Source organism: Rhodococcus sp. IEGM 1372 (assembly GCF_030056835.1).
Lineage (GTDB): Bacteria > Actinomycetota > Actinomycetes > Mycobacteriales > Mycobacteriaceae > Rhodococcoides.
In genome coordinates this window covers 1-19,497 of the sequence record NZ_JASHKS010000022.1, presented here as the reverse complement: position 1 = coordinate 19,497, position 19,497 = coordinate 1, and the positions used below count along the sequence as shown (strand labels likewise).

Below are 19,497 nucleotides of genomic sequence, written 5' to 3'. Positions count from 1 at the left end.
GTATCCATCCGACCGTCTCGGGGAGGGTAACAGCCCGGTCACGGCTCCGCCTCTCCTAACGCAGCGGGCTGTCGACGATCCACCACGCCGCGTACGGCGGCAACCACACCGAGCCGGCGTCGTCGACCTGCAGATCGTGCTGCGAGAGGACCTCGACCGGGGCAGGAATTCCGAGTTCGATCAGCTGCGCGTGCGGGAACGGCCGGTGTTCGGCGGTGACGTTGTAGAGGGCGACGAGGGTGCCGCTGGGATGCCGTCTGCGCACCACGAGCAGACCGTCGTCGGACTCACTCTGTACGTCCACCGGTGCCTCGGCGTGCAACATCGGTAGTCCGGCGCGCACCTTCGCGATCCGCGCGATGCCGTCGAACACTCGTTGCGCGTCGCTCCCCTGCTGGAATCGGCCGGTGCGATCGGCGTCGGTCACGCGCGGCCGATGCACCCACCGGTTGTCCTCGGCATGAGCTGGCTCCTCGGCCCAGTTCGGATCGCCCGGGGAGCCGAGCTCGTCGCCGCTCCACACGACCGGAATTCCGCCCCATCCGGCAATGACGGCGTGCGCCAGGAAGATTCGCCCGAACGCGCCGTCGGGATCCAGGCGGGACGGGCCCAGACCGGTCAGCGCTGCTGCGGTTCCACTGATCCGGCGGTCGCCGGTGTCCGGGTTGTACTGGAATACAAGGCCTTCGGCCCAGGAGCCGTCGAATTCCCCGGAGTACCAGTCGGCCAGGAAATGGCGATGCCCTGCTCCTGAGAGGCCGAGAGACGCCGCGTCGCCGTCGTCGATGGCCCAGCCTATGTCGTCGTGGCAGCGAACGTAGGTCACCCAGGTGCCACTCGGCGGCGTCGGGGGCAACGACGCCAACGCGTGTCGCGCCAATGCTGTACTGCCCGTTGCCAACATCGACCACACCTGCACCATCAGCGAGTTGTGGTAGGCAATGTCCGAGACTCGTCCGGTGTGCCGCCCCTGACCCAGGTACGGCAGCAGATCCCGGGGTCCGACGATCGCCTCGGCCTTGAACAACGTGGCCGGAGCAGCGAGTCGAGCAGTGGCGCGCAAGGCCTGGGTGACCGCGTGCACCTCGGGCTGGTTCTGGCAGTTGGTTCCCAGCCGCTTCCACAGGAATGCGATCGCATCGAGGCGCAGCACTTCCACCCCGAGGTTTGCCAGGTGCAGCACGATGCTCGCGAACTCCTGCAGCACAGCGGGATTGGCCCAGTTCAGATCCCACTGCCATTCGTTGAACGTCGTCCACACCCACTCGCCGAGGGTGTCGTCGAAGGTGAAGCTGCCGGGCGCGAAGTCGGGAAACACCTCGGGGAGAGTGCGCTCGTACGAGTCCGGGGTGGTGCGATCGGGATAGATCAGGAAGTAGTCTCGATACTTCGGATCGCCTGCGCGCGCCTTCTCGGCCCATTCGTGTTCGCGAGCAACGTGATTGAGCACCAGATCGACCACGAGACTGATGCCGCGTCCGCGGAGCGTCTCCGCGAGCGCCCGTAAGTCCTCGTTGGTACCGAGATCCTCGCGCACCGCTCGGTAGTCCATCACCGCGTAGCCGCCGTCGTTGTCGCCGGGCCGCGGTTGCAGCAGCGGCATCAGGTGCAGGTAGGTGACACCCAGATCGGTCAGATGGTCGAGCCGCTGGCCCACCCCGCGCAGCGTCTGTCCGTACCGGTCGACGTAACAGGCGTAGCCGAACATGTCCGGCTGCTGAAACCAGTCCGGTTCGAGCAAACGACGCTGATCGAGCCGGTGCAGATCCTCCGGGCGGGCGGCATAGGCGCGCGCAGCGATCTCCACGAGGGTGGCCGCCACGGCGTCGGGATCGGGGTAGACGGCGGTGACCGCGTCGTGCAGATCGGGAAACCACTGCTCGAGGCGCAACTCGAACGTCTCGCGTCGGTGGGCGGGAAGTTCGGCGAGGATGCCTCGGGTGTCGTCGGAGACGGCGGGGTGAACCATGGACACATTCTGGCATCGACCCCAGCGTGCGGGCGCGCATACATCCGGTTACCGCGGGGTATCAGAGGCCCATGTCATTGCTGACCCGCACGCTGGACACGATCCTCGACAGAGCAGTCGTTCCCGGATACTCCCGCATCGGTGCCACGGTGCGCCGCCGATTCTGGGCCGCGGATCCGACGCCGTTCCCCTCCCCCATAGACATGGTGGTGACCGGCGCGTCGTCCGGATTGGGCGCAGCCACCGCGAAGGAACTGGCCAGGTTGGGGGCACGGGTGCACCTGGTCGGCAGGTCGGCCGATCGGCTGGAGTCCGCGGCCGCCGCCATCCGAGCCGAGGTGCCCGACGCCTCCCTGGTGGTGCGTGAGTGCGATATCAGCAACCTCGATTCCGTTGCCGAATTGGTCGCGGCATTGGCGTCGGAACTCACCGCGGTGCACGCGCTCGTGCACTGCGCCGGGGTCATGCCGGACGGGCGGCAACTGTCCGCACAAGGTCACGAATCTGCTTTCGCCACCCACGTTCTCGGGCCGGTCGCGCTGACGGTGGGACTGCGCGAACTGTTCGACGCCGGATCGCGGGTCGTGTTCGTCTCCAGCGGCGGCATGTACCCGGTGCCGCTGCAGTCCGCCGATTTCGAGTACGAGAACGGCAAGTACTCCGGTATGACGGCGTACGCCAGGACCAAGCGCATGCAGGTGGTGGTAACCGAGCAACTGGCCGAGCGGTTCTCACTCGAAGACGATCCGGTTGTGCACAGCATGCATCCCGGCTGGGCGGCGACACCCGGCGTGACTGGATCGATGCCACTGTTCGGTTCGGTGATGAAGCCGATTCTGCGCAGTGCCGACGACGGGGCCGACACCATCGTCTGGCTCGTCGCATCCGACCAGGCATTGACCAGTACCGGCACGTTCTGGCACGACCGAGCCCCGCGTCCGACGCACTACCCGTCGTGGCGGGGTGATTCACCTCGCGTGCGAGATGCCCTGTGGGCCAGCGTGGTCGAGGCAACGGGTATCGAGATCTGACGTCGTTCACGGCTCGCGTGCAGGCTGTTTCCGCCCAACGACCGCGTTTCGAACGAGGATCAGCAGGGTCAAGCTGAATCCCCAGCCGAGCATGCACAGAATGACACCCACACCCGACTGCCCGGTGGCATCGGTACTCGCTTCGACGCAGAACGCCGTCGAGAAGCCCGCCGTCATGCCCAACGCAGCAACGTGTCCCCCGGTCTTCGGCCATCGTGACAGGTGCGCAGCCAGCAGGCACAGCAACACGACCGTCGCACCGCACGCAGCGACTTGCCATGTTGGGAACTCGTTAGGGGCCGGGAGACCCGGTCCACGGACTTCGCCCCGATAGTCGGCAGACCAGCTCAGCCACCCTGCACACGCCACGAAACCCGATGCGGCAGCAGTCGATCCGGTGGCCCACAGGCCGAGCGGACCGGTTCCCCTTCCTTGTCGACGCTTCGCGAAGACGGCCCACAGAACAAGAGCCCAGAACGTCGACGGCACCCCGACGAAAACGAAGACAATCCACAGAAATTGAGACCACGAAAAGTCGACTGCCATGACCCGACGCTATCGGACATCGCATGGCTACAGTCGAGACATGTCGCTCGTCGATCGGTTGTCGAACTCGCTCCCCACGGATCGGATCGTTGTCGATCCCGACGTCATCGCGCCGTACCAGCACGACGAGGCAGAGTGGGCACCGTATTCGGTCCCGATCGCGGTCGTTCGGCCCCGCACCGCCGAAGAAGTGCAGGCCGTCGTTCGCGCCTGCCTCGCTCACGGCGCGCCCATTGTCACTCGCGGGGCGGGCACCGGACTGTCCGGTGGTGCGAATGCCACCGAGGGATGCGTCGTGCTCGCCCTCGACGGCATGGACGCGATCAAGGAGATCGACCCGCTCGAGCGCTACGCCGTCGTCGAACCGGGGGTGGTCAACGACCACTTGCGGGCAGCGGTCGCCGAACAGGGTCTCTGGTACCCGCCGGATCCGGCCAGCGCGCCGTGGTCGACCATCGGCGGCAACGTCGCCACCAACGCCGGTGGACTGTGCTGCGTGAAGTACGGCGTCACGCGCGATTACGTCATGGGCATGCAGGTGGTCACCGGAACCGGAGAGCTGGTGAGGCTCGGACGTAGAACCGCCAAAGGCGTTGCCGGATACGATCTTGCGGGTCTGATGGTCGGATCGGAAGGCACGCTCGGCATCATCACCGAGGTGACGCTCAAGCTCCGTCCGCTCCAGGATCCGCAGCGGACCGTTGCAGGCTACTTCGATTCGATCGTCGACGCCGGGCGTGCCGTCGCAGCGGTGGCCGCCGCAGGATTGACGCCCTCAGCGTTGGAGCTGATCGACAAGCAGTGCCTTATCGCCGTCGACGCCTGGAAGAACATGGGACTGTCGGTGGAGGCGAATGTGGTGTTGCTCGGGCGGATCGACGATCCCGGACTGATCGGCGATCAGGAAGCCGAGAAGATGCTCTCGTGCTTCGACGAGGCCGGGGCCACGTGGTCTGCGGTCTCGACGGATCAGGAGGAGGCCGACGCGCTGTTCGATGCCCGACGGTTGGCGTATCCCGCGATGGAGCGCATGGGCCCGGTGTTGACCGAGGATGTCTGCGTGCCGAAGAAGCATGTGCCCGAGATGCTCTCACGCATTGAGCAGATCGGCCTGCGTTACGAGACGACGATCGCCAACATCGCCCACGCAGGCGATGGAAACCTGCACCCATTGCTCATCACGCCGCACGACGACCTCCCGGCTCGGGAGCGGGCTCAGGCCGCCTTCGCCGAAATCATCGACGCGGCATTGGAACTCGGTGGCACCGTCACCGGCGAGCATGGAGTCGGACTGCTCAAGATGGACGGTCTGGTGCAAGAACTCGATCCGGTGGTGTTGGACATGCACCGCGCGGTGAAGAAGGCACTCGATCCCCACGGAATCCTGAACCCGGGCAAGGTATTCGCACCGTAGCGGTTTCAGCCCTGTGGTTGTGATCGCAGACTGTCGTTGTGCAGCACGGTCACCAGCAGACTCGGCAGGCCGTTGACAAGCACGAGACCAACCGATGCAGACACAGCCGGCGCTGTCACGATGGTGGCGGCGCTTGGCCCACCACTGATTCGTACAATCGTCGTATTGCCTTCAGGACCTCTGCTGGCTCGATCCACTGGTTCTTCTCTCCCATCGCGTTGTCCAACTCACGACCGTCGCGGATGTTCTCAGGCACCAGCACGTGCCATTTGTATCCCCGTGGCTGCAGGCGAACGCCGGCGTCTGCGAGGTAGGCGTTGACGTCGTCGTTCACCATCCGAAGGTCCGACTCGGTGAAGGGCTCGAACCAGACTTCCTCGGGTTCTTTGCTCGGGTCACCGCGAGTGACCCGCACTGGCGGATGAGCGGATGCTTGATAGGGCGTGCGGTAGCACCGGCCCGGTCCAGCAACCCACGCGGTCAACGCGCCGTGACCGTTCGTGATGACGCTGACGTAGCGTCCCGCGGGTAGCTCGCTAGGCACCCGTCCGTCTACCTCGGACAACGAATACTCGCTCCAGTATTGCGCCATACTTTTCATTCTGGTCGATCCACCAACGTCGGCCACTAAGTGGGAAGGTCAAGCCTTCGAGCAAGGCGCTTATTTACCGCCAGATCGGTGGCCTGCGAAACGGGCAACAGCTCGAAACTGGGAGGCAAGAGCAGCATGCCCCGGCGGTCATCAACTCGTTCGACACATCGGTAGAGTTCCCGTACTTCTTCGGCCAACGGGCACATCGCGAGCTCGGCTTCTGTGATCGCTTTGTCGGAGACACCGAAATTCTCGACCTTCAGATTCGCTGTCAGAAACCGTGACAGCCGCTCCCATTGGCTAGTCACGGACCATGGACGGGTTGCATTCAGGAGCCGCTCGACCTCCGCGGCGCTGAAGTCGGGCAGGAGTCTTTCATCTCCGCTGTTCGAGGTCCGCATCGTTCACGAGAACAGTGTCCCGAACGGAAAGCCGACAACAGCCCTCGTGCCGGTCCGCGTCGCGCAAGCAACATGCCGTCAGGGCCTTCCTCCGCCAAAGCTCGCGTCCTGCGCTGTGATCGACTGCGGAGTCAGCCGAATCTGATCGGAGCCGTCAACGTTCATCGTTGCAAGTTCGGACCGCTCGTAACTGACGATGTCGGTAACCAGTTCGCCGGTACGCGTCGTCGCCCTGTTGTAGATAATCCGGGAACCGTCCGCGTTGAACTGAGGGTGCACCGCATACGTGTCGGTCAAAGCCGTGATCGGTCCACCGGCCGCAGGCATCGAATACAGCTCAGACCCGTTGTTTCCACCCCGATTGCTGGAAAAGACCATTGTTGAACCATCCGGGGAAAATGTAGGGTCGGCGTTCCAGAACTGATCTCTCAGAACCACAGTCGTCTCACCGCCCGTAGCAGGTACAGCGACAATGTATCCGCCGATATTGAAGACGACGCGGGTCGCATCGGGTGTGAAAGCTGCGCCGAACGCACTCTCCTCGCGAGCCAACAGCCGTACGTCGCTACCGTCCGCATTCATCGCGCTGATCCCGTCGAGGCTCGTGAATGCGATTGTCGATCCGTCCGGCGAGAAGGTGGGCTGATATCCCCCCTCGTACAGAGTCCGTGAATTTCCGGACTCCAAATCCACAGATTCGATGAACCGGCCATTTCGGGTATAAGCGATGGACGATCCATCGGGCGAAATCGAGGCGTAGTTCGCATACCTCGTATCGGACATTTCACCGGTCACAGTAGGCTTGACCTGACGTAAGCCGGTGCCGTCTTCGTTCATCACGAAAATTTGGCCATAGCCGTCGTCGAACGACACTCGCGCAGGGAGACGCTCCTCCTCTGGAGGGGGTGGTCCCGTACACCCGGTCAGGAACACGGCAGCAGCGATAGAGACACAAACCAACCGAGAGCGTCGCATGCGTCCTCATGCTAGGCGAGGGTTGCCCAGTGGCTGCCGTGTTGCAGTCGACTGACCCCGCTGCAATTCTGTGGTCGTGCGAGTAGCTCTCATAGCCGATATTCACGGCAACATCGCGGCGCTCGACGCCGTCCTCGAAGACATCGAACGCCATCGCGTCGACACGGTGATCAATCTCGGCGATCTGCTTTCCGGCGGCCTGCATCCGCGTCGAACTGCGGATCGGTTGATGGCGCTGGACTTCCCCACTATCGCCGGCAATCACGATCGCTATCTGCTCGAACAGCATCCCGATTCCATGGGCAGTTGGGATCGGCACGCCCATGATCGACTCGACGACGAGCATCGACAGTGGCTGGGCTCGCTGCCGTTCTCACTCGACCTCGATCACGGAATCCTCGCAGTGCACGGAACACCCACCGATGATCAGCAGTACTTTCTGCACTCGGTCGACCCCGACGGCTCTCGCGAGGCAACCGATGCCGAAATTCTCGACCGGGCAGCAGGTTTCACCGACAGAGCTGTCATCGCCTGCGGACACACCCACTTGCAGCGACAGTGGACTCTCCCCGGCGGCACACTCGTGGTCAATCCGGGAAGCGTCGGCACCCCCGCGTACGACGACGATCAGCCCTACCCGCACGTCATGGAATCCGGGTCTCCGCATGCGCGCTACGCGGTACTCGACGATCACGACCGCGGCAGCTGGACAGTCACGTTCGTGCTGGTCGAGTACGACCACGTCGGTGCGGCAGGAGACGCCCGCGCACACGGGATGAACGACATCGCCGACGCTCTTTGCACCGGATTCGTCGGCCCTGCGCCACAAGAGCAGTCACACTGATCGCGTGAAGATCACCGACGCTCAGCGCCGACACCGGCTCGTCGCGCAGCACTTTGCCCGTGCCTCGACCACCGAAGCTGTGGTGTCGTCACTCCTCGCGTTGCATGCGACCGATCCGGCGACGGTGTATCTGTCGGTGCTGGCTCGCGCTCGAACACTGGGCCTCTCGGATGTTCGCGACGCGATGTACGAGCGCCGGAGTCTGGTGCGGTTGATGGCGATGCGGCGCACCATGTTCGTCGTCGCGCACGACGACGTTCCGATGATTCACGCAGCGGCGAGCCTCGGGGTTGCGCGCACCATGCGAGCGCGCCTGATCAAGCAAGTCTCCACGTTGCCCACCGAACCGGTGATCGCAGACGTCGAATCATGGCTCGCCGCAACCGAAGCCGAGACCGAATCGGCGTTGCGATCGATGGGGACCGCGACCGGAGCCGAGCTCTCGGCCGCCGTGCCCGGGCTCAAGACCGCGCTGTTGCCGACCACCGACAAGGTGTACGACGTCAAGAGGTACGTCACCTCCGAGGTGCTGGTCATGATGGCCGCCGAGGGAAAACTGGTGCGCGTCGAACCGCGGGGCGCGTGGACATCCCGACGACACGCATGGGCACCGATCGATCACTGGTGGCCGGACGGGATTCCCGATCTCGACGAGACCGAGGCCAGGACGGACTTGGCACGACGCTGGCTCGAAGTATTCGGACCTGCAACCCTCGACGATCTGCAGTGGTGGACGGGCTGGAACAAGACGCAGACTCGCGGTGCGGTCTCGAGCCTCGACACCGAGGCGGTCGAACTGACCGAGGGCGACGGAATCATGTTGCCCGGCACTACCTTCGACAAACCGTCCGGCACGGGCATAATGCTGTTACCTGCACTCGATCCGACGCCGATGGGTTGGAAGCACCGCACCTGGTATCTCGGCGAACACAAGGCCCCGTTATTCGACACCTTCGGCAACATCGGCCCGACCATCTGGTCCGGGGGCCGCATCGTCGGCGGCTGGGCGGTGACCGGTTCCGGCGAGGTGGTCACCGAATTGCTCGAGGACGTCGGATCGACGGCGTCGAAAGCAGTTGCAGCCGAGGCCGAACGACTCACCATTCTGCTCGACGGCACCCCGGTGGTCCCTTCGTTCCCGACCCCGCTGGAGAAGAAACTTCGTGGGAAGAAGTAGCCGACCTGCGCCTGGACAGCGGGGCACGCGACCGATCAGCGCTCGAATTCGCGGTAAGGTCCGAGCGTGCCGATCAGTCTGGTTTCCATCGTCCTCCCCGTGTACAACGGCTTGCCCGATCTGGACGAGCAGCTCGAGGCCATCGCCGCACAGGACTACACGGGCGATGTCGAGCTCGTAGTCAGCGACAACGGCTCGACCGACGGCTTGCGCTCACACCTCGAAGAGCTATCTCTGCCTCTGTCGATACGTAGGGTCGACGCCTCCGCCAAGCGAGGAGCTTCGTACGCCAGAAACGTCGGCGTGAAAGCCGCACGCGGTGACGTAGCGGCCTTCCTCGACCATGACGACGTCGCTCATACGACCTGGCTGACTGCAATGGTGCGCGCGCTCGACAGCTTCGACGCTGTGGGCGGCGCACTCGAAATCGAATCCCTCAATTCGGCAGACGTGGCGGAGTGGCGAAATGTACCGCCACCCGGCGCTCTGTTCCCCACTGCCTACCTGCCGTACGCGCCGGGCAGCAACTTCGCAATGCGGCGAGGAGTTTTCGAGAAGGTCGGAGACTTCGACGAGGACCTCATCGGCGGTGCCGAGGACGTCGATTACTCGTGGAGGATTCAGCAAGCGGGATTGACGCTCGGACATGCCGCCGATGCGTTGGTCGCCTACCGCATCAGAACCACTGTCCGTCGATCGTTCGTGCAAGGCCGCGCGTACGGGCACACGTCCTACCAACTGTCGACGAAGCACCGTGCGGCTGGCTGCCCGCACCCGTCGTCGTTCGTGCGGATCCCCGTACATGCAGTGTCGATTCTTTATCTTGCGACAGTTCGCAATCCGTGGTTACCGAAGATGCTGAGACCGATGCCCGTCGGTCTGTGGGCTCACTACATCGGGATTCACTACGGCGCACTGCGGATTCGAGTGACGACGCTCGGCCGACGACAGCGGCCGAGCGTCCGATGACCCGCGGGGCCATCGACGCGATACGCGAGGAGACTCTCGCCGTCCTGCGGCCTCACGCGGCATCGGGAGATCGAGTGGCTCACTTGGACTTTCCGAATCATTACAACGCCGGCGACTCGCTCATCTACGCCGGCGAGGTCGAGTATTTGAAGCGGTTGGACGTGCACGTCGACTACGTGTCGGATCCGTTCACTCACAACGATGCTCTTCTCGAGGAACGAATCGGTGACGGGACCCTGTTTCTGCAAGGCGGGGGAAATTTCGGTGACCGGTGGCCGATCGACCAGAAATTCCGTGAAGCGATCGTTGCGCGGTTTCCTCGCAACAAGATCGTCTGCCTCCCCCAGAGCATCGACTTTGCCGACACCGACGCCCTTGCGAGGACCGCAGGCCTGTACGCACAGCACCCGGATCTGACCCTCATGCTGCGTGAAAAGCGTTCGTACGAGTTGGCGCTCGCCCATTTCCCGAACAACCGCGTCGAATACTGTCCGGACATGGCGTTCGGTGCCGACATCGCTCGAAGCACCGAAGGATCTGCAGTGGACGTCGTGAAACTCCTGCGCGCCGATTCGGAAAGCCTCGGCCACACGGCGGTGACCATCGACGCCTCGTCCGTGCACTACGACTGGGGCCTGCGCGGAGCGGATCTGGCGATCTCGACGGCTGTGATGCTGCCGACTCTGATTGCGCAACGTTTCCCCAGAACGAATCGGCTGCTCTACCCCGCTCTTCTACGCTCGTACGAGCAAACAGCCAAGCTCAACCTTCGTGTGGCGCAACGTATTCTGAACCTAGCTCCTGTCGTGCTCACCGATCGACTGCACGCAGCTGTACTGGCCGCAATGATGGGCAAACGTGTCGTGGCGATGGACAACGTGAACAAGAAGGTCTCCGGCATCTACGACGCCTACCTGCACCGCTTCGACAATGTCCACTACGCATCGAACTCCGACGAGGCTGCCGAGTTGGTTCGGCAGGCCGTGTCCGACTGTCGTGGATGAACGCTGCTTGCACCGCACGGAGGTTCAGAAGGGGTAGCGGCCCTCGGCCCAGGCGCGAGCGGCGGGAGGTTCCACCGCGTCGACAGGTTCCCCGTCGCGGAAGTACTGCGTGTGCAGAATCCGACCCTCGTCGACCGCATCCTGCCACGCCTGAGTGGGGCCTTCGCCGAACCAGAGCCACGGGGTGATGTCGTCCATGATCACGACCGATTCTGCGGTAGCGAGCGCACGTAGATCGTCGAGATCTGCGCGAGCGCCCTCCACCGAGTGGTCTCCGTCGATGAAGATGACGGCGAACCGCATGTACGGGTGTTCCTTCGCGTAGGCCGCAATGGTGGTGTGCGAGTCGCCCTCAATCAGGGTGTGTCGGCCCGGAAAGTGTTCGTCGATATGGGCTTTCGCGGCGGCACTGTATGCATACGCGGCCAGGTCGAAAGACACGACGGTCGTGTCGGGTGATGCGTCGAGGAACGCCCAACTCGAGAAACCGGCATTGAATCCGACCTCACAGATCAGCTTCGTACTCGGCCGTGCCGCAAGCGAAGACAAATATGCCTGCTCCGCCTCGTCGGCTCCACGCTCGAAAGGTTCCCCAGCTGTGGCCGTTCGGTGCACCAAAGCCTCGAGTTCCTGCAGACCCATTCACGTTCTCCTATCGTCTGATTCGGAGCGTAGTCAACATTGATTCCCCGGGCTGACAACGACCCGAGCTGTGGCGTCAGCCAGGCGCATCGAGGGTCAAGCCGTGCGCCTCTGCGGCCGCTGCCAGCCTGATGTCATAGGCGACGAACGCCGTGAGATGGTCTCGAACCAATAGTGCGCTGGCCAGATGGATCGCATCGAGGGTGCGCAGCATCGGGTCACCGACTTCGGACGCCAGGTCGGTTGCACTCGAATCGATGGGGACGAGATTCATCTGCGCTACCACTGCCCGAGCAGTGGACACCGAACCTGGTGAATAGCGACGCGTTGCGCGCACAACTTCGATTTTGGCCAGTTCGCTACTGACCCAAGGCACTCCCGCTCGCTCCGTCAGCCAGGTCTGTAGGACGTCGCTTTCGGCCTCGTCGAAGATGAGCTTGAGCACAGCGGACGAGTCGAGGTAAATCACCGATCGTCACGCATGTCGTCGAGCATGGATTCTGTGGATACCTCTGCGCGCACTCGTTCGGGAAAACGAACCGGAAGCGTTGCCGCCGACAATCGTCCCTCGGCAACGAGGCGATCGACGGCATCGCGACCAGGTTCGGGTGGGACGAGCAGCGCCACAAGTTTGCCACGATCGGTGACCTCGACGGTTTCGCCGGCCTTCACGCGCGCCAGGTAACGGCTGGCGTGTTGCCGTAACTCCCTGATGCCGATTCGTTCCATCGCACCAAAGTAGCACTTCATGTGCTACCACGCGCGGCGACGCCGGACCAGGGAGTCACCGCCAAACGTCAGCTACAGAATTCCGGCGTGAACGACCATGACACCCCGGTCCTGCTGGGGCTTCCGTCACGGCGAGGGGACTCTAGTTCTCATTGTCCCGACGGAACCCGGGGTCGAGCGAACGTCCTCAGTCGACCACCGAACGGACGATCTCGGCGATTCGGTGCGCAGTGTCCTCGTCCACGGTCTCGAAGAACCACGCCGCCGGCATCAATTGCCCGTCCGCACCACCGGCAGCGTGAAATGCCGCCTTCTCGGTGATGGCCAGATTCAATCGATCGTCGTTGCGCAGCGTCACAAGCGCCGGCGTGCTCGCCGACTTCGCGTAGGCGGGCATTCCGTACCAGATCCGCGGCTTCAACGTGGGGGCCGCGGACACGATGATGTCGTGCACACGCTGCATGACCGAACGCTGCGGTTCGTCCATCTTCGAGATCTTCTCGATCACCTGAGTCAGGTTCTTCTCGTCCTTCGACGACATGTCATGTCCTTTCGTCAACCGATGTCAGGCATCGGCGGAATGAAGATGGCGCAATTCTGCGCCGCACCCCATCCGGACATGTCCTGATCTGGTCAGGCCTCTCCTCGATGATTCACGTGGTTGCCACGTGGAAGCGCAGTCGGTGGCGCGTACCACCGCGGTAAGAATATCCGACACGCGGTCGTACTGCGCCACCGATTCTGCGGATTCGTCGATCAGACGTTGAAGCGGAACTCCACCACATCGCCGTCGGACATGACGTAGTCCTTGCCCTCGATGCGCACTTTGCCTGCAGCCTTGGCCGAGGCCATGGAACCCGCGGCTACGAGGTCGTCGAAGGAGACGATTTCGGCCTTGATGAATCCGCGCTCGAAGTCGGTGTGAATGACGCCCGCTGCCTGCGGTGCGGTGTCACCACGATGAATGGTCCACGCACGGGCCTCTTTCGGGCCTGCGGTGAGGTAGGTCTGCAGGCCCAGGGTGTGGAAGCCGGCGCGAGCCAACGCGTCGAGACCAGGCTCGGTCTGTCCGACGGATTCGAGCAGTTCCGCTGCCGATTCCTTGTCGAGTTCGAGCAATTCCGACTCGATCTTCGCGTCGAGGAACACGGCGTCGGCGGGAGCGACGAGGCGGGCGAGTTCGCCGATCTTCGCGTCGTCGGTGAGCACCGACTCGTCGGCGTTGAAGACGTAGAGGAACGGCTTGGTGGTGAGCAGCTGGAATTCACCGAGCAGCTCGAAGTCCAGCTTCGCCTTGGCCGAGAACAGCGTCTTGCCGTCGTTCAGCACGGCCTGCGCTGCCAGCGCCGCGTCGAGTGCAGGCTTGCGATCCTTCTTGATCCGCACCTCTTTCTCGAGGCGCGGGATGGCCTTCTCTAGCGTCTGCAGATCGGCAATAGCGAGTTCGGTTTCGATGACCTCGATATCGGCGGTCGGGTCGACGCGACCGTCGACGTGCACCACGTCGTCGTCGGCGAAGACACGAACGACCTGGCAGATGGCGTCGGCTTCACGAATGTTGGCGAGGAACTTGTTGCCCAGTCCTGCGCCCTCGGACGCACCCTTGACGATGCCGGCGATGTCGACGAACGACACCAGCGCAGGCACGAGCTTCTCCGAACCGAACACCTCGGCCAGCTTCTCGAGCCGGGGATCCGGCAGCGCGACCACACCGACGTTGGGCTCGATGGTGGCGAACGGATAGTTCGCGGCCAGCACATCGTTGTTGGTCAGTGCATTGAAGAGGGTGGACTTGCCGACGTTGGGCAGTCCGACGATTCCGAGGGTGAGGCTCACGGTCTATGGAGTCTACTTTGACGACACCACCAGCTCGGACAGTGCCCGGCCAGCAGCGAGGCCGGGCACCCTGGGCGGCGACACAACCACGTCAGCGCGGTCACGATCCGGATCGGACTCTGTGTCCATGCCCGTGACGCTAGAACCTCGAGTCATGTCGAGGTCAAGTGTCTGGCCCTAGTACGAGTTCGCGACGACCAAGGCAATGAAGGCGAAGTACAGGACTATGAGGACGACGAATATCCCCAGCGACAGTTTGCCGAAGAACCCGGCACGATTCGACGAATAGTGCGCGCCCTGAGCATCTCCCATCATCCACAGCGGGTGCACCTTCAGTGCGTGATTGAACGCCGGGATGGCCAACGGCCAGAAGAAGATGATGGCGACGACGGCCCATCCCGCATTGGACGACGGCAGAGTCGGTGCCTGCACATAGGACTGCGCTGCCGGATAGGGCTGCTGGAACTCTGACTGCTCGTACGGATTCGACATGATCATTTCCCCCGATTGTTCGATGACGGACAGCTAGTAGGACGCCGCACCGACGCGTCGGGTTCCATCGAATCGAATCCGGTCGATCTCGAGTTCAGGTGGTGATTGCCGAATTGGGGTCCCAGCTCGCCAGGATCGGCAGGATCTTGGCGGTGCTCGATCCGTCCTCGACCGTGTAGACGATGAGACTCTGCCCCGGCTCGCTGGGCGAGGTCAGAAATTCGATACCGAATTCGAGGGTCCCCGCCGCCGGATGCTGGATGATCTTGGTTGCGCGTTCGAATTCACGGACCTCGTGGTCGCTCCACCATTGCTCGAAACACGGCTCGCTGGAACGCAATTCGTCGATCAAGGCAGTGAGCACGCGGTCCCCGGGTCGACGAGCGAGGTCGCGGCGCAGATTGGCGACCGCGGCGGCCGCGAACTGCGACCAGTTGACGATTCGCTCGCGGGCGATGGGATTGCGAAAAGATAGTCGAACAGCGATTCTCCGGCCGCCGACGGCAAGCTCAGCACTGATCGAACCAATGCGTTGCTGGCCAGGATGGTGCCCGAGCGTCCGAGTAGCAGCACCGGAACGTGATCGAGCGCCCTCATCACCTGGAGCAATCCCGGATCCGGTCGCTCGGTGGCGTCATCGACGGATCCGGCGGGCGATGCAAGGTCGAGCAGATGAGCCGACTCCACCTCGTTCAACTTCAATGCCCGAGCGATCGCTCGCAGCACCTCGATCGAGACGTTCGCCTGCCGACCCTGTTCGAGTTTGCTGTAGTAGTCCGGGCTCACTCCGGCCATCGCAGCGAGTTCTTCCCGCCGCAGTCCAGGCACTCGTCGGGTCCCGGGATACGTGCGCAGTCCGGCCTCGGTGGGGGTGATGCGGTCGCGCCGATCACGCAGAAATGCGCTGAGGGCGGACCTGTCGTTGCTCACGAATTCCACAGTAGCGACAGCGATGGTTGCCAGCCTGGTCATGTCAGACCTAGGTCGAGTGACGCCTGGTTGGCCGTGTTCAGCGCCCGTAGACATGACGTCATGACTTCTTCCGCATCACAGCGACTTTCCGGACGAACCGCCGTCATCACCGGATCCACCAGCGGTATCGGTGCCGCCATCGCCTCGACTCTCGCCGCGCACGGAGCATCGATCGTCGTCAGCGGCCGCGACACCGCGAAGGGGTCGGCGGTGGTCGATCGAATCTCCGCGGCCGGCGGCACCGCGAGTTTCGTGCCGGTGGACCTCTCCGGCAGCTACCAGGACATTCGCGGCTTCGCTGGGGCCGCCACCGAAGCTCTGAAAGGTCGCGTGGACATTCTGATCAACAACGCCGGTATCTATCCCGCCACCGCAACCGCAGATCTCGCCGACGAGCAACTCGATGCGATGCTCGCCGTCAACGTCCGTGCTCCGCACGTGCTCGTCGGTGAATTGGCACCGGCCATGGCCGAGCGCGGCAGCGGCGTCATCGTGAACATCGGATCGTGGATGGCCACGATGGGGAGCCCGTTCGCCGCGATGTACTCCGCAACCAAGGCCGCCGACGAACAACTCACGCGCAGTTGGGCCGCCGAGTTCGGTCCACGCGGCGTGCGGGTGAACGCCCTCGCACCCGGTGCGACGCTGACCCCGGGCAACGAGGACGCGCGGGAGGTGTTGGACGCCATGACGGCCGGAACGCCTGCAGGCACTGTGCTTTCGCCACAGGACATCGCGAACGGTGTGTTGTTCCTGGTCTCCGACGACGCCGCGATGGTGCACGGCACAACGCTCTACGTCGACGGCGGTATCTCGGTCACCCGCGGATGAACGCGCGTACCGAAGACCGCTACTGAGCTGAGGTCTTCAGCGTCGAGGTGGCCTCGGCCAACCGAGTGACGGCGTCCCAATCCTCCTGCGCCACGGCCGAAACCGGAGTGAGCCACGATCCCCCGACGCAGCCGACGTTCGGCAGGGCCAGGTACGTCGATGCATTGGCGTTCGAGATGCCACCCGTCGGGCAGAATCGCGCGGCCGGGATCGGCGAGTGGATCGACTTCAGGAAGTTCGCCCCGCCCGAGGCTTCTGCCGGGAAGAACTTGAGCTCGGTGTAGCTGGCTTCGAGGAGGGTGAGCACCTCGGATACCGTTGCGGCACCGGGCAAGTGGGGCAGCCCGGTGTCTCGCATGGCTTTGGTCAATCCCGAAGTGCAGCCCGGCGACACCAGGAACTGAGCGCCCGCATCGGCGGCCTGCTTGGCCTGGCCGGGGGTGATGATGGTGCCGGCACCGACGAGGATGTCGGGGACCTCGGCGGCGATGCGCTCGATGGCGTCGAGGGCCACCGGTGTCCGCAACGTCAGCTCGATGACGGGCACACCGCCCGCCACCAGGGCGCGGGCGATCGGAACGGCATGGTCGAGGTCGTCGATGACGACGACGGGGATGACGGGCACGCGGTCGAGCAGAGATGCAGTCACGTTCTTACCTTCTTCTGGAGTTACAGGGACTCAGCGCATGACGAACATTGCACCCTCGTCGGCAGGGCCGACGAGCGCACGCATGCCCGAGAACAGGTCGCGACCGGTGCTGGACCACTCGTCCTTGTCCAAGGCTCGGCCGGTGACCGGCCGTGCCTCGAACTCGTCGAGCGGTACGTCGATCGACAGTGTGCCACCGAGGGAATCGAGGGTGATGATGTCACCGTCGAGAATTTTCGCGATCGGTCCCCCACTCGCGGCCTCGGGCGTGAGGTGAATTGCCGCAGCGACTTTGCCGGAGGCACCGGACATTCGGCCATCGGTGATCAGCGCCACGGACCGTCCCTTGTCCTGCAGAATTCCGAGAGCCGGGGTGAGCTTGTGCAACTCGGGCATACCGTTGGCCTTCGGGCCCTGATAACGCAGCACGGCCACGAAGTCGCCGTCGAGTAGCCCGGCGTCGAATGCCTCGAGGAAGTCGGCTTGATCGTCGAACACTCGCGCCGGTCCGGTGACCACGCGATGTTCGGGTGCCAGTGCAGAAGTCTTGATGACGCACTTGCCGATCGGCCCGGTCAGCATCTTCAGTCCGCCGTCGGCGCTGAACGGCTCGTTCGCACCTCTTAACACGCTGTCGTCGTGGCTCATCCGAGTACCGTCCTGCCACATCACCCCGTCGCCGTCGAGCTTCGGCTCTTGCGTGTAGCGCCGCAGACCCTGCCCAGCAACGGTTTTCACATCCTCGTGCATCAGCCCGGCGTCGAGCAGGGACCCGATGACGAACCCGAGTCCACCGGCAGCGTGGAAGTGATTCACGTCGGCCTTGCCGTTCGGGTAGATCCGGGCCATCAGCGGCACGACGGCCGACAGATCGGACAGGTCCTGCCAGGTCAACGTGACACCCGCGGCTTTGGCGATGGCGACGAGGTGCATCGTGTGATTGGTCGAACCACCGGTGGCGAGCAACGCGACACAGCCGTTGACGATCGACTTGACGTCGACGATCTCCCCGACAGGTGTGTAGTTGTCGCCCAACGACGTCAGACCGGTGACGACGTGCGCGGCCTCGCGGGTCAACGCATCGCGCATCGCGGTTCCGGGGTTGACGAACGACGATCCCGGCAAATGCAGGCCCATGACCTCCATGAGCAACTGATTGGAATTGGCCGTTCCGAAGAACGTGCAGGTGCCACTGCCGTGATACGACGCGGCCTCGGCGTCGAGCAGAGCCTCGCGCCCCACCTTGCCCTCGGCGTAGAGCTGGCGCGCTTTTGCCTTCTCCCCGTTGGGGAGTCCGGTGGTCATCGGCCCGGCGGGCACGAACACCGCAGGCAGATGGCCGAAACTCAGTGCGCCGATGAGCATTCCGGGGACGATCTTGTCACACACCCCGAGCATCAGGGTGGCGTCGAACATGTCGTGGGACAACGCGATTGCGGTCGACATCGCGATGATGTCGCGACTGAACAGCGAGAGCTGCATGCCGTCGCGGCCCTGCGTGATGCCGTCGCACATTGCGGGGACCCCACCGGCGAACTGCGCGATGCCGCCGGCGTCGATGACCGACTTCTTCAGCACGGCCGGGTAGGTCTCGAACGGCTTGTGCGCCGAGAGCATGTCGTTGTAAGCGGAGACGATCGCAATGTTGGGCTTGACCATGCCGCGCAGGGCCTGTTTGTCGGCCTTGCCGGAGGCTGCGAAGCCGTGGGCGATGTTGGCGCAGGCGAGGCGGCCACGGGCCGGGCCTCGATCCCCGGCCGATGCGATTCGCGCGAGGTAGGCGGTGCGGTCGGACTGGCTGCGGTCTGCGATGCGGTCGGTGACCTGACGCAGGACCGGATGAAGTGTGTCCATGAGTATCTCCGATGTTCGGTCTCTCATCACTCACCCTAAGGCTCATTAGGTCGATCGACAACCCAACTTATGTTTTTCAAAGTTCTAAGTGGAGCTTCTTAGGCTGTTGCCGTAAAAGTTGCCAGTTGGTTGAATGGCGTTTATGTCCATGCCGCGCCTGAGCGCTCCACCTGCGACGGCAGGTGAGGTTTTCGCTCTGATTCGCGACGGAGAAGCAGCTACTCGTGCCGAGCTCGGCCGAATCACCGGACTGTCGCGATCGGCTGTCGCCTCCCGCGTCGCCGCGCTCACCGAGCTCGGCCTGGTCATCGAAACCGAGGACACGCACTCCACCGGCGGTAGACCCCCGGCGAGACTGTCCTTCGACATCGACGCCGGTGTGGTGCTCGCCGCCGCGATCGGACGCAGCCGCTCCCAGCTGGGCGTGTTCACCCTCGGCGGCGAGTTGCTCGCGAGCGACACCGTCGATCAGGAAATCGGCGTCGGCCCGGACGAGCTGATGCCGCAGATAACCAAGCGACTGCAGGCCTTGCTCGACGAATCGCACCGAACCGACCACCGCATCCTCGG

Annotated in this window: 23 protein-coding genes; 8 read left to right on the top strand and 15 right to left on the bottom strand. The window is 63.7% G+C overall.

Annotated elements, in window-relative coordinates; all coding sequences use genetic code 11:
* Positions 1-55: 55 nt before the first annotated feature.
* Positions 56-1,969 carry an alpha-amylase family protein gene (locus QM590_RS17180; RefSeq protein ID WP_269595287.1) on the bottom strand — a complete coding sequence of 638 codons (1,914 nt, stop codon included), beginning with the start codon at positions 1,967-1,969 and terminating at the stop codon, positions 56-58.
* A gap of 71 nt (positions 1,970-2,040) precedes the next feature.
* Here QM590_RS17180 and QM590_RS17175 point away from each other — a divergent pair, with 71 nt between their 5' ends.
* A complete protein-coding gene (locus QM590_RS17175) occupies positions 2,041-3,000 on the top strand; it encodes an SDR family NAD(P)-dependent oxidoreductase (RefSeq protein ID WP_269595286.1) in 960 nt (319 codons plus the stop codon).
* 6 nt (positions 3,001-3,006) lie between these two features.
* Here the strand turns inward: QM590_RS17175 and QM590_RS17170 are convergent, their stop codons facing one another.
* Positions 3,007-3,546, bottom strand: a complete 540-nt coding sequence (locus tag QM590_RS17170) for a hypothetical protein (RefSeq protein WP_269595285.1) — start codon at positions 3,544-3,546, stop codon at positions 3,007-3,009.
* A gap of 40 nt (positions 3,547-3,586) precedes the next feature.
* Here QM590_RS17170 and QM590_RS17165 point away from each other — a divergent pair, with 40 nt between their 5' ends.
* Positions 3,587-4,960 (top strand): FAD-binding oxidoreductase, encoded by a 1,374-nt coding sequence (locus QM590_RS17165; RefSeq protein WP_269595284.1) that lies wholly within the window; start codon positions 3,587-3,589, stop codon positions 4,958-4,960.
* A 115-nt stretch (positions 4,961-5,075) separates the two neighbouring features.
* On the opposite strand, the gene QM590_RS17160 is transcribed toward QM590_RS17165, so the two are convergent.
* The 3 genes from QM590_RS17160 to QM590_RS17150 all read right to left on the bottom strand — a co-directional run bounded on the left by QM590_RS17160 (position 5,076) and on the right by QM590_RS17150 (position 6,826).
* Complete coding sequence (locus tag QM590_RS17160) at positions 5,076-5,552, bottom strand: DUF5956 family protein (protein WP_269595283.1); 477 nt, start codon at positions 5,550-5,552, stop codon at positions 5,076-5,078.
* A gap of 35 nt (positions 5,553-5,587) precedes the next feature.
* Positions 5,588-5,953 (bottom strand): hypothetical protein, encoded by a 366-nt coding sequence (locus QM590_RS17155; RefSeq protein WP_269595282.1) that lies wholly within the window; start codon positions 5,951-5,953, stop codon positions 5,588-5,590.
* A 78-nt stretch (positions 5,954-6,031) separates the two neighbouring features.
* Positions 6,032-6,826: a beta-propeller domain-containing protein gene (locus tag QM590_RS17150; RefSeq protein WP_269595281.1), complete on the bottom strand. Its 795-nt coding sequence runs from the start codon at positions 6,824-6,826 to the stop codon at positions 6,032-6,034.
* 178 nt (positions 6,827-7,004) lie between these two features.
* Here QM590_RS17150 and QM590_RS17145 point away from each other — a divergent pair, with 178 nt between their 5' ends.
* The 4 genes from QM590_RS17145 (at position 7,005) to QM590_RS17130 (ending at position 10,922) form a co-directional block, all read left to right on the top strand.
* The gene (locus QM590_RS17145) at positions 7,005-7,772 is read left to right on the top strand and encodes a metallophosphoesterase family protein (RefSeq protein WP_269595280.1); all 768 of its coding nucleotides are present in this window, start codon (positions 7,005-7,007) and stop codon (positions 7,770-7,772) included.
* A gap of 4 nt (positions 7,773-7,776) precedes the next feature.
* On the top strand, positions 7,777-8,949 hold the full coding sequence (locus QM590_RS17140; RefSeq protein ID WP_269595279.1) for a winged helix DNA-binding domain-containing protein: 1,173 nt from the start codon (positions 7,777-7,779) through the stop codon (positions 8,947-8,949).
* A 66-nt stretch (positions 8,950-9,015) separates the two neighbouring features.
* Positions 9,016-9,918, top strand: a complete 903-nt coding sequence (locus QM590_RS17135) for a glycosyltransferase family 2 protein (protein ID WP_269595278.1) — start codon at positions 9,016-9,018, stop codon at positions 9,916-9,918.
* The gene (locus tag QM590_RS17130; RefSeq protein ID WP_269595277.1) at positions 9,915-10,922 is read left to right on the top strand and encodes a polysaccharide pyruvyl transferase family protein; all 1,008 of its coding nucleotides are present in this window, start codon (positions 9,915-9,917) and stop codon (positions 10,920-10,922) included. The genes QM590_RS17135 and QM590_RS17130 overlap by 4 nt, the downstream gene beginning before the upstream one ends.
* Before the next feature lie 24 nt (positions 10,923-10,946).
* Here QM590_RS17130 and QM590_RS17125 read toward each other — a convergent pair whose 3' ends face one another.
* The 8 genes from QM590_RS17125 to QM590_RS17090 form a co-directional block, all read right to left on the bottom strand.
* Positions 10,947-11,564, bottom strand: a complete 618-nt coding sequence (locus QM590_RS17125) for a class I SAM-dependent methyltransferase (protein ID WP_269595276.1) — start codon at positions 11,562-11,564, stop codon at positions 10,947-10,949.
* Between the two features lie 76 nt (positions 11,565-11,640).
* Positions 11,641-12,033 (bottom strand): type II toxin-antitoxin system VapC family toxin, encoded by a 393-nt coding sequence (locus QM590_RS17120; RefSeq protein WP_269595275.1) that lies wholly within the window; start codon positions 12,031-12,033, stop codon positions 11,641-11,643.
* Complete coding sequence (locus tag QM590_RS17115) at positions 12,030-12,293, bottom strand: type II toxin-antitoxin system Phd/YefM family antitoxin (protein ID WP_269595274.1); 264 nt, start codon at positions 12,291-12,293, stop codon at positions 12,030-12,032. Before QM590_RS17115 ends, QM590_RS17120 begins: the two co-directional genes overlap by 4 nt.
* Before the next feature lie 187 nt (positions 12,294-12,480).
* Positions 12,481-12,834, bottom strand: coding sequence for a DUF1801 domain-containing protein (locus QM590_RS17110; protein WP_269595273.1), 354 nt, complete (start codon positions 12,832-12,834; stop codon positions 12,481-12,483).
* Between the two features lie 215 nt (positions 12,835-13,049).
* Positions 13,050-14,129 carry a redox-regulated ATPase YchF gene (gene ychF, locus QM590_RS17105; protein ID WP_032386277.1) on the bottom strand — a complete coding sequence of 360 codons (1,080 nt, stop codon included), beginning with the start codon at positions 14,127-14,129 and terminating at the stop codon, positions 13,050-13,052.
* Between the two features lie 177 nt (positions 14,130-14,306).
* Positions 14,307-14,627, bottom strand: a complete 321-nt coding sequence (locus tag QM590_RS17100) for a CD225/dispanin family protein (RefSeq protein WP_269595272.1) — start codon at positions 14,625-14,627, stop codon at positions 14,307-14,309.
* An 88-nt stretch (positions 14,628-14,715) separates the two neighbouring features.
* Positions 14,716-15,063, bottom strand: coding sequence for an MmyB family transcriptional regulator (locus QM590_RS17095; protein WP_269595321.1), 348 nt, complete (start codon positions 15,061-15,063; stop codon positions 14,716-14,718).
* The gene (locus QM590_RS17090; protein ID WP_269595271.1) at positions 14,970-15,551 is read right to left on the bottom strand and encodes a helix-turn-helix domain-containing protein; all 582 of its coding nucleotides are present in this window, start codon (positions 15,549-15,551) and stop codon (positions 14,970-14,972) included. Before QM590_RS17090 ends, QM590_RS17095 begins: the two co-directional genes overlap by 94 nt.
* Positions 15,552-15,653: 102 nt before the next feature.
* On the opposite strand from QM590_RS17090, the gene QM590_RS17085 reads away from it, so the two are divergent.
* Positions 15,654-16,424, top strand: coding sequence for an SDR family NAD(P)-dependent oxidoreductase (locus tag QM590_RS17085; protein ID WP_269595270.1), 771 nt, complete (start codon positions 15,654-15,656; stop codon positions 16,422-16,424).
* A gap of 19 nt (positions 16,425-16,443) precedes the next feature.
* On the opposite strand, the gene eda is transcribed toward QM590_RS17085, so the two are convergent.
* Both eda and edd read right to left on the bottom strand, forming a co-directional pair.
* Complete coding sequence (eda, locus tag QM590_RS17080; protein ID WP_269595269.1) at positions 16,444-17,073, bottom strand: bifunctional 4-hydroxy-2-oxoglutarate aldolase/2-dehydro-3-deoxy-phosphogluconate aldolase; 630 nt, start codon at positions 17,071-17,073, stop codon at positions 16,444-16,446.
* 30 nt (positions 17,074-17,103) lie between these two features.
* Complete coding sequence (gene edd, locus QM590_RS17075; RefSeq protein WP_269595268.1) at positions 17,104-18,927, bottom strand: phosphogluconate dehydratase; 1,824 nt, start codon at positions 18,925-18,927, stop codon at positions 17,104-17,106.
* Positions 18,928-19,069: 142 nt separating this feature from the next.
* On the opposite strand from edd, the gene QM590_RS17070 reads away from it, so the two are divergent.
* A partial coding sequence (locus tag QM590_RS17070) for a MarR family transcriptional regulator (RefSeq protein WP_502942413.1) occupies positions 19,070-19,497 on the top strand: 428 nt, incomplete at its 3' end.

What these genes read in the sequence shown, in the direction of transcription:
- QM590_RS17180 (WP_269595287.1), bottom strand. Translation starts at nt 1,969, where the DNA reads ATGGTTCACCCCGCCGTCTCCGACGACACCCGAGGCATCCTCGCCGAA.
- QM590_RS17175 (WP_269595286.1), top strand. Translation starts at nt 2,041, where the DNA reads ATGTCATTGCTGACCCGCACGCTGGACACGATCCTCGACAGAGCAGTC.
- QM590_RS17170 (WP_269595285.1), bottom strand. Translation starts at nt 3,546, where the DNA reads ATGGCAGTCGACTTTTCGTGGTCTCAATTTCTGTGGATTGTCTTCGTT.
- QM590_RS17165 (WP_269595284.1), top strand. Translation starts at nt 3,587, where the DNA reads ATGTCGCTCGTCGATCGGTTGTCGAACTCGCTCCCCACGGATCGGATC.
- QM590_RS17160 (WP_269595283.1), bottom strand. Translation starts at nt 5,552, where the DNA reads ATGGCGCAATACTGGAGCGAGTATTCGTTGTCCGAGGTAGACGGACGG.
- QM590_RS17155 (WP_269595282.1), bottom strand. Translation starts at nt 5,953, where the DNA reads ATGCGGACCTCGAACAGCGGAGATGAAAGACTCCTGCCCGACTTCAGC.
- QM590_RS17130 (WP_269595277.1), top strand. Translation starts at nt 9,915, where the DNA reads ATGACCCGCGGGGCCATCGACGCGATACGCGAGGAGACTCTCGCCGTC.
- QM590_RS17125 (WP_269595276.1), bottom strand. Translation starts at nt 11,564, where the DNA reads ATGGGTCTGCAGGAACTCGAGGCTTTGGTGCACCGAACGGCCACAGCT.
- QM590_RS17115 (WP_269595274.1), bottom strand. Translation starts at nt 12,293, where the DNA reads ATGGAACGAATCGGCATCAGGGAGTTACGGCAACACGCCAGCCGTTAC.
- QM590_RS17110 (WP_269595273.1), bottom strand. Translation starts at nt 12,834, where the DNA reads ATGTCGTCGAAGGACGAGAAGAACCTGACTCAGGTGATCGAGAAGATC.
- QM590_RS17100 (WP_269595272.1), bottom strand. Translation starts at nt 14,627, where the DNA reads ATGATCATGTCGAATCCGTACGAGCAGTCAGAGTTCCAGCAGCCCTAT.
- QM590_RS17085 (WP_269595270.1), top strand. Translation starts at nt 15,654, where the DNA reads ATGACTTCTTCCGCATCACAGCGACTTTCCGGACGAACCGCCGTCATC.
- edd (WP_269595268.1), bottom strand. Translation starts at nt 18,927, where the DNA reads ATGGACACACTTCATCCGGTCCTGCGTCAGGTCACCGACCGCATCGCA.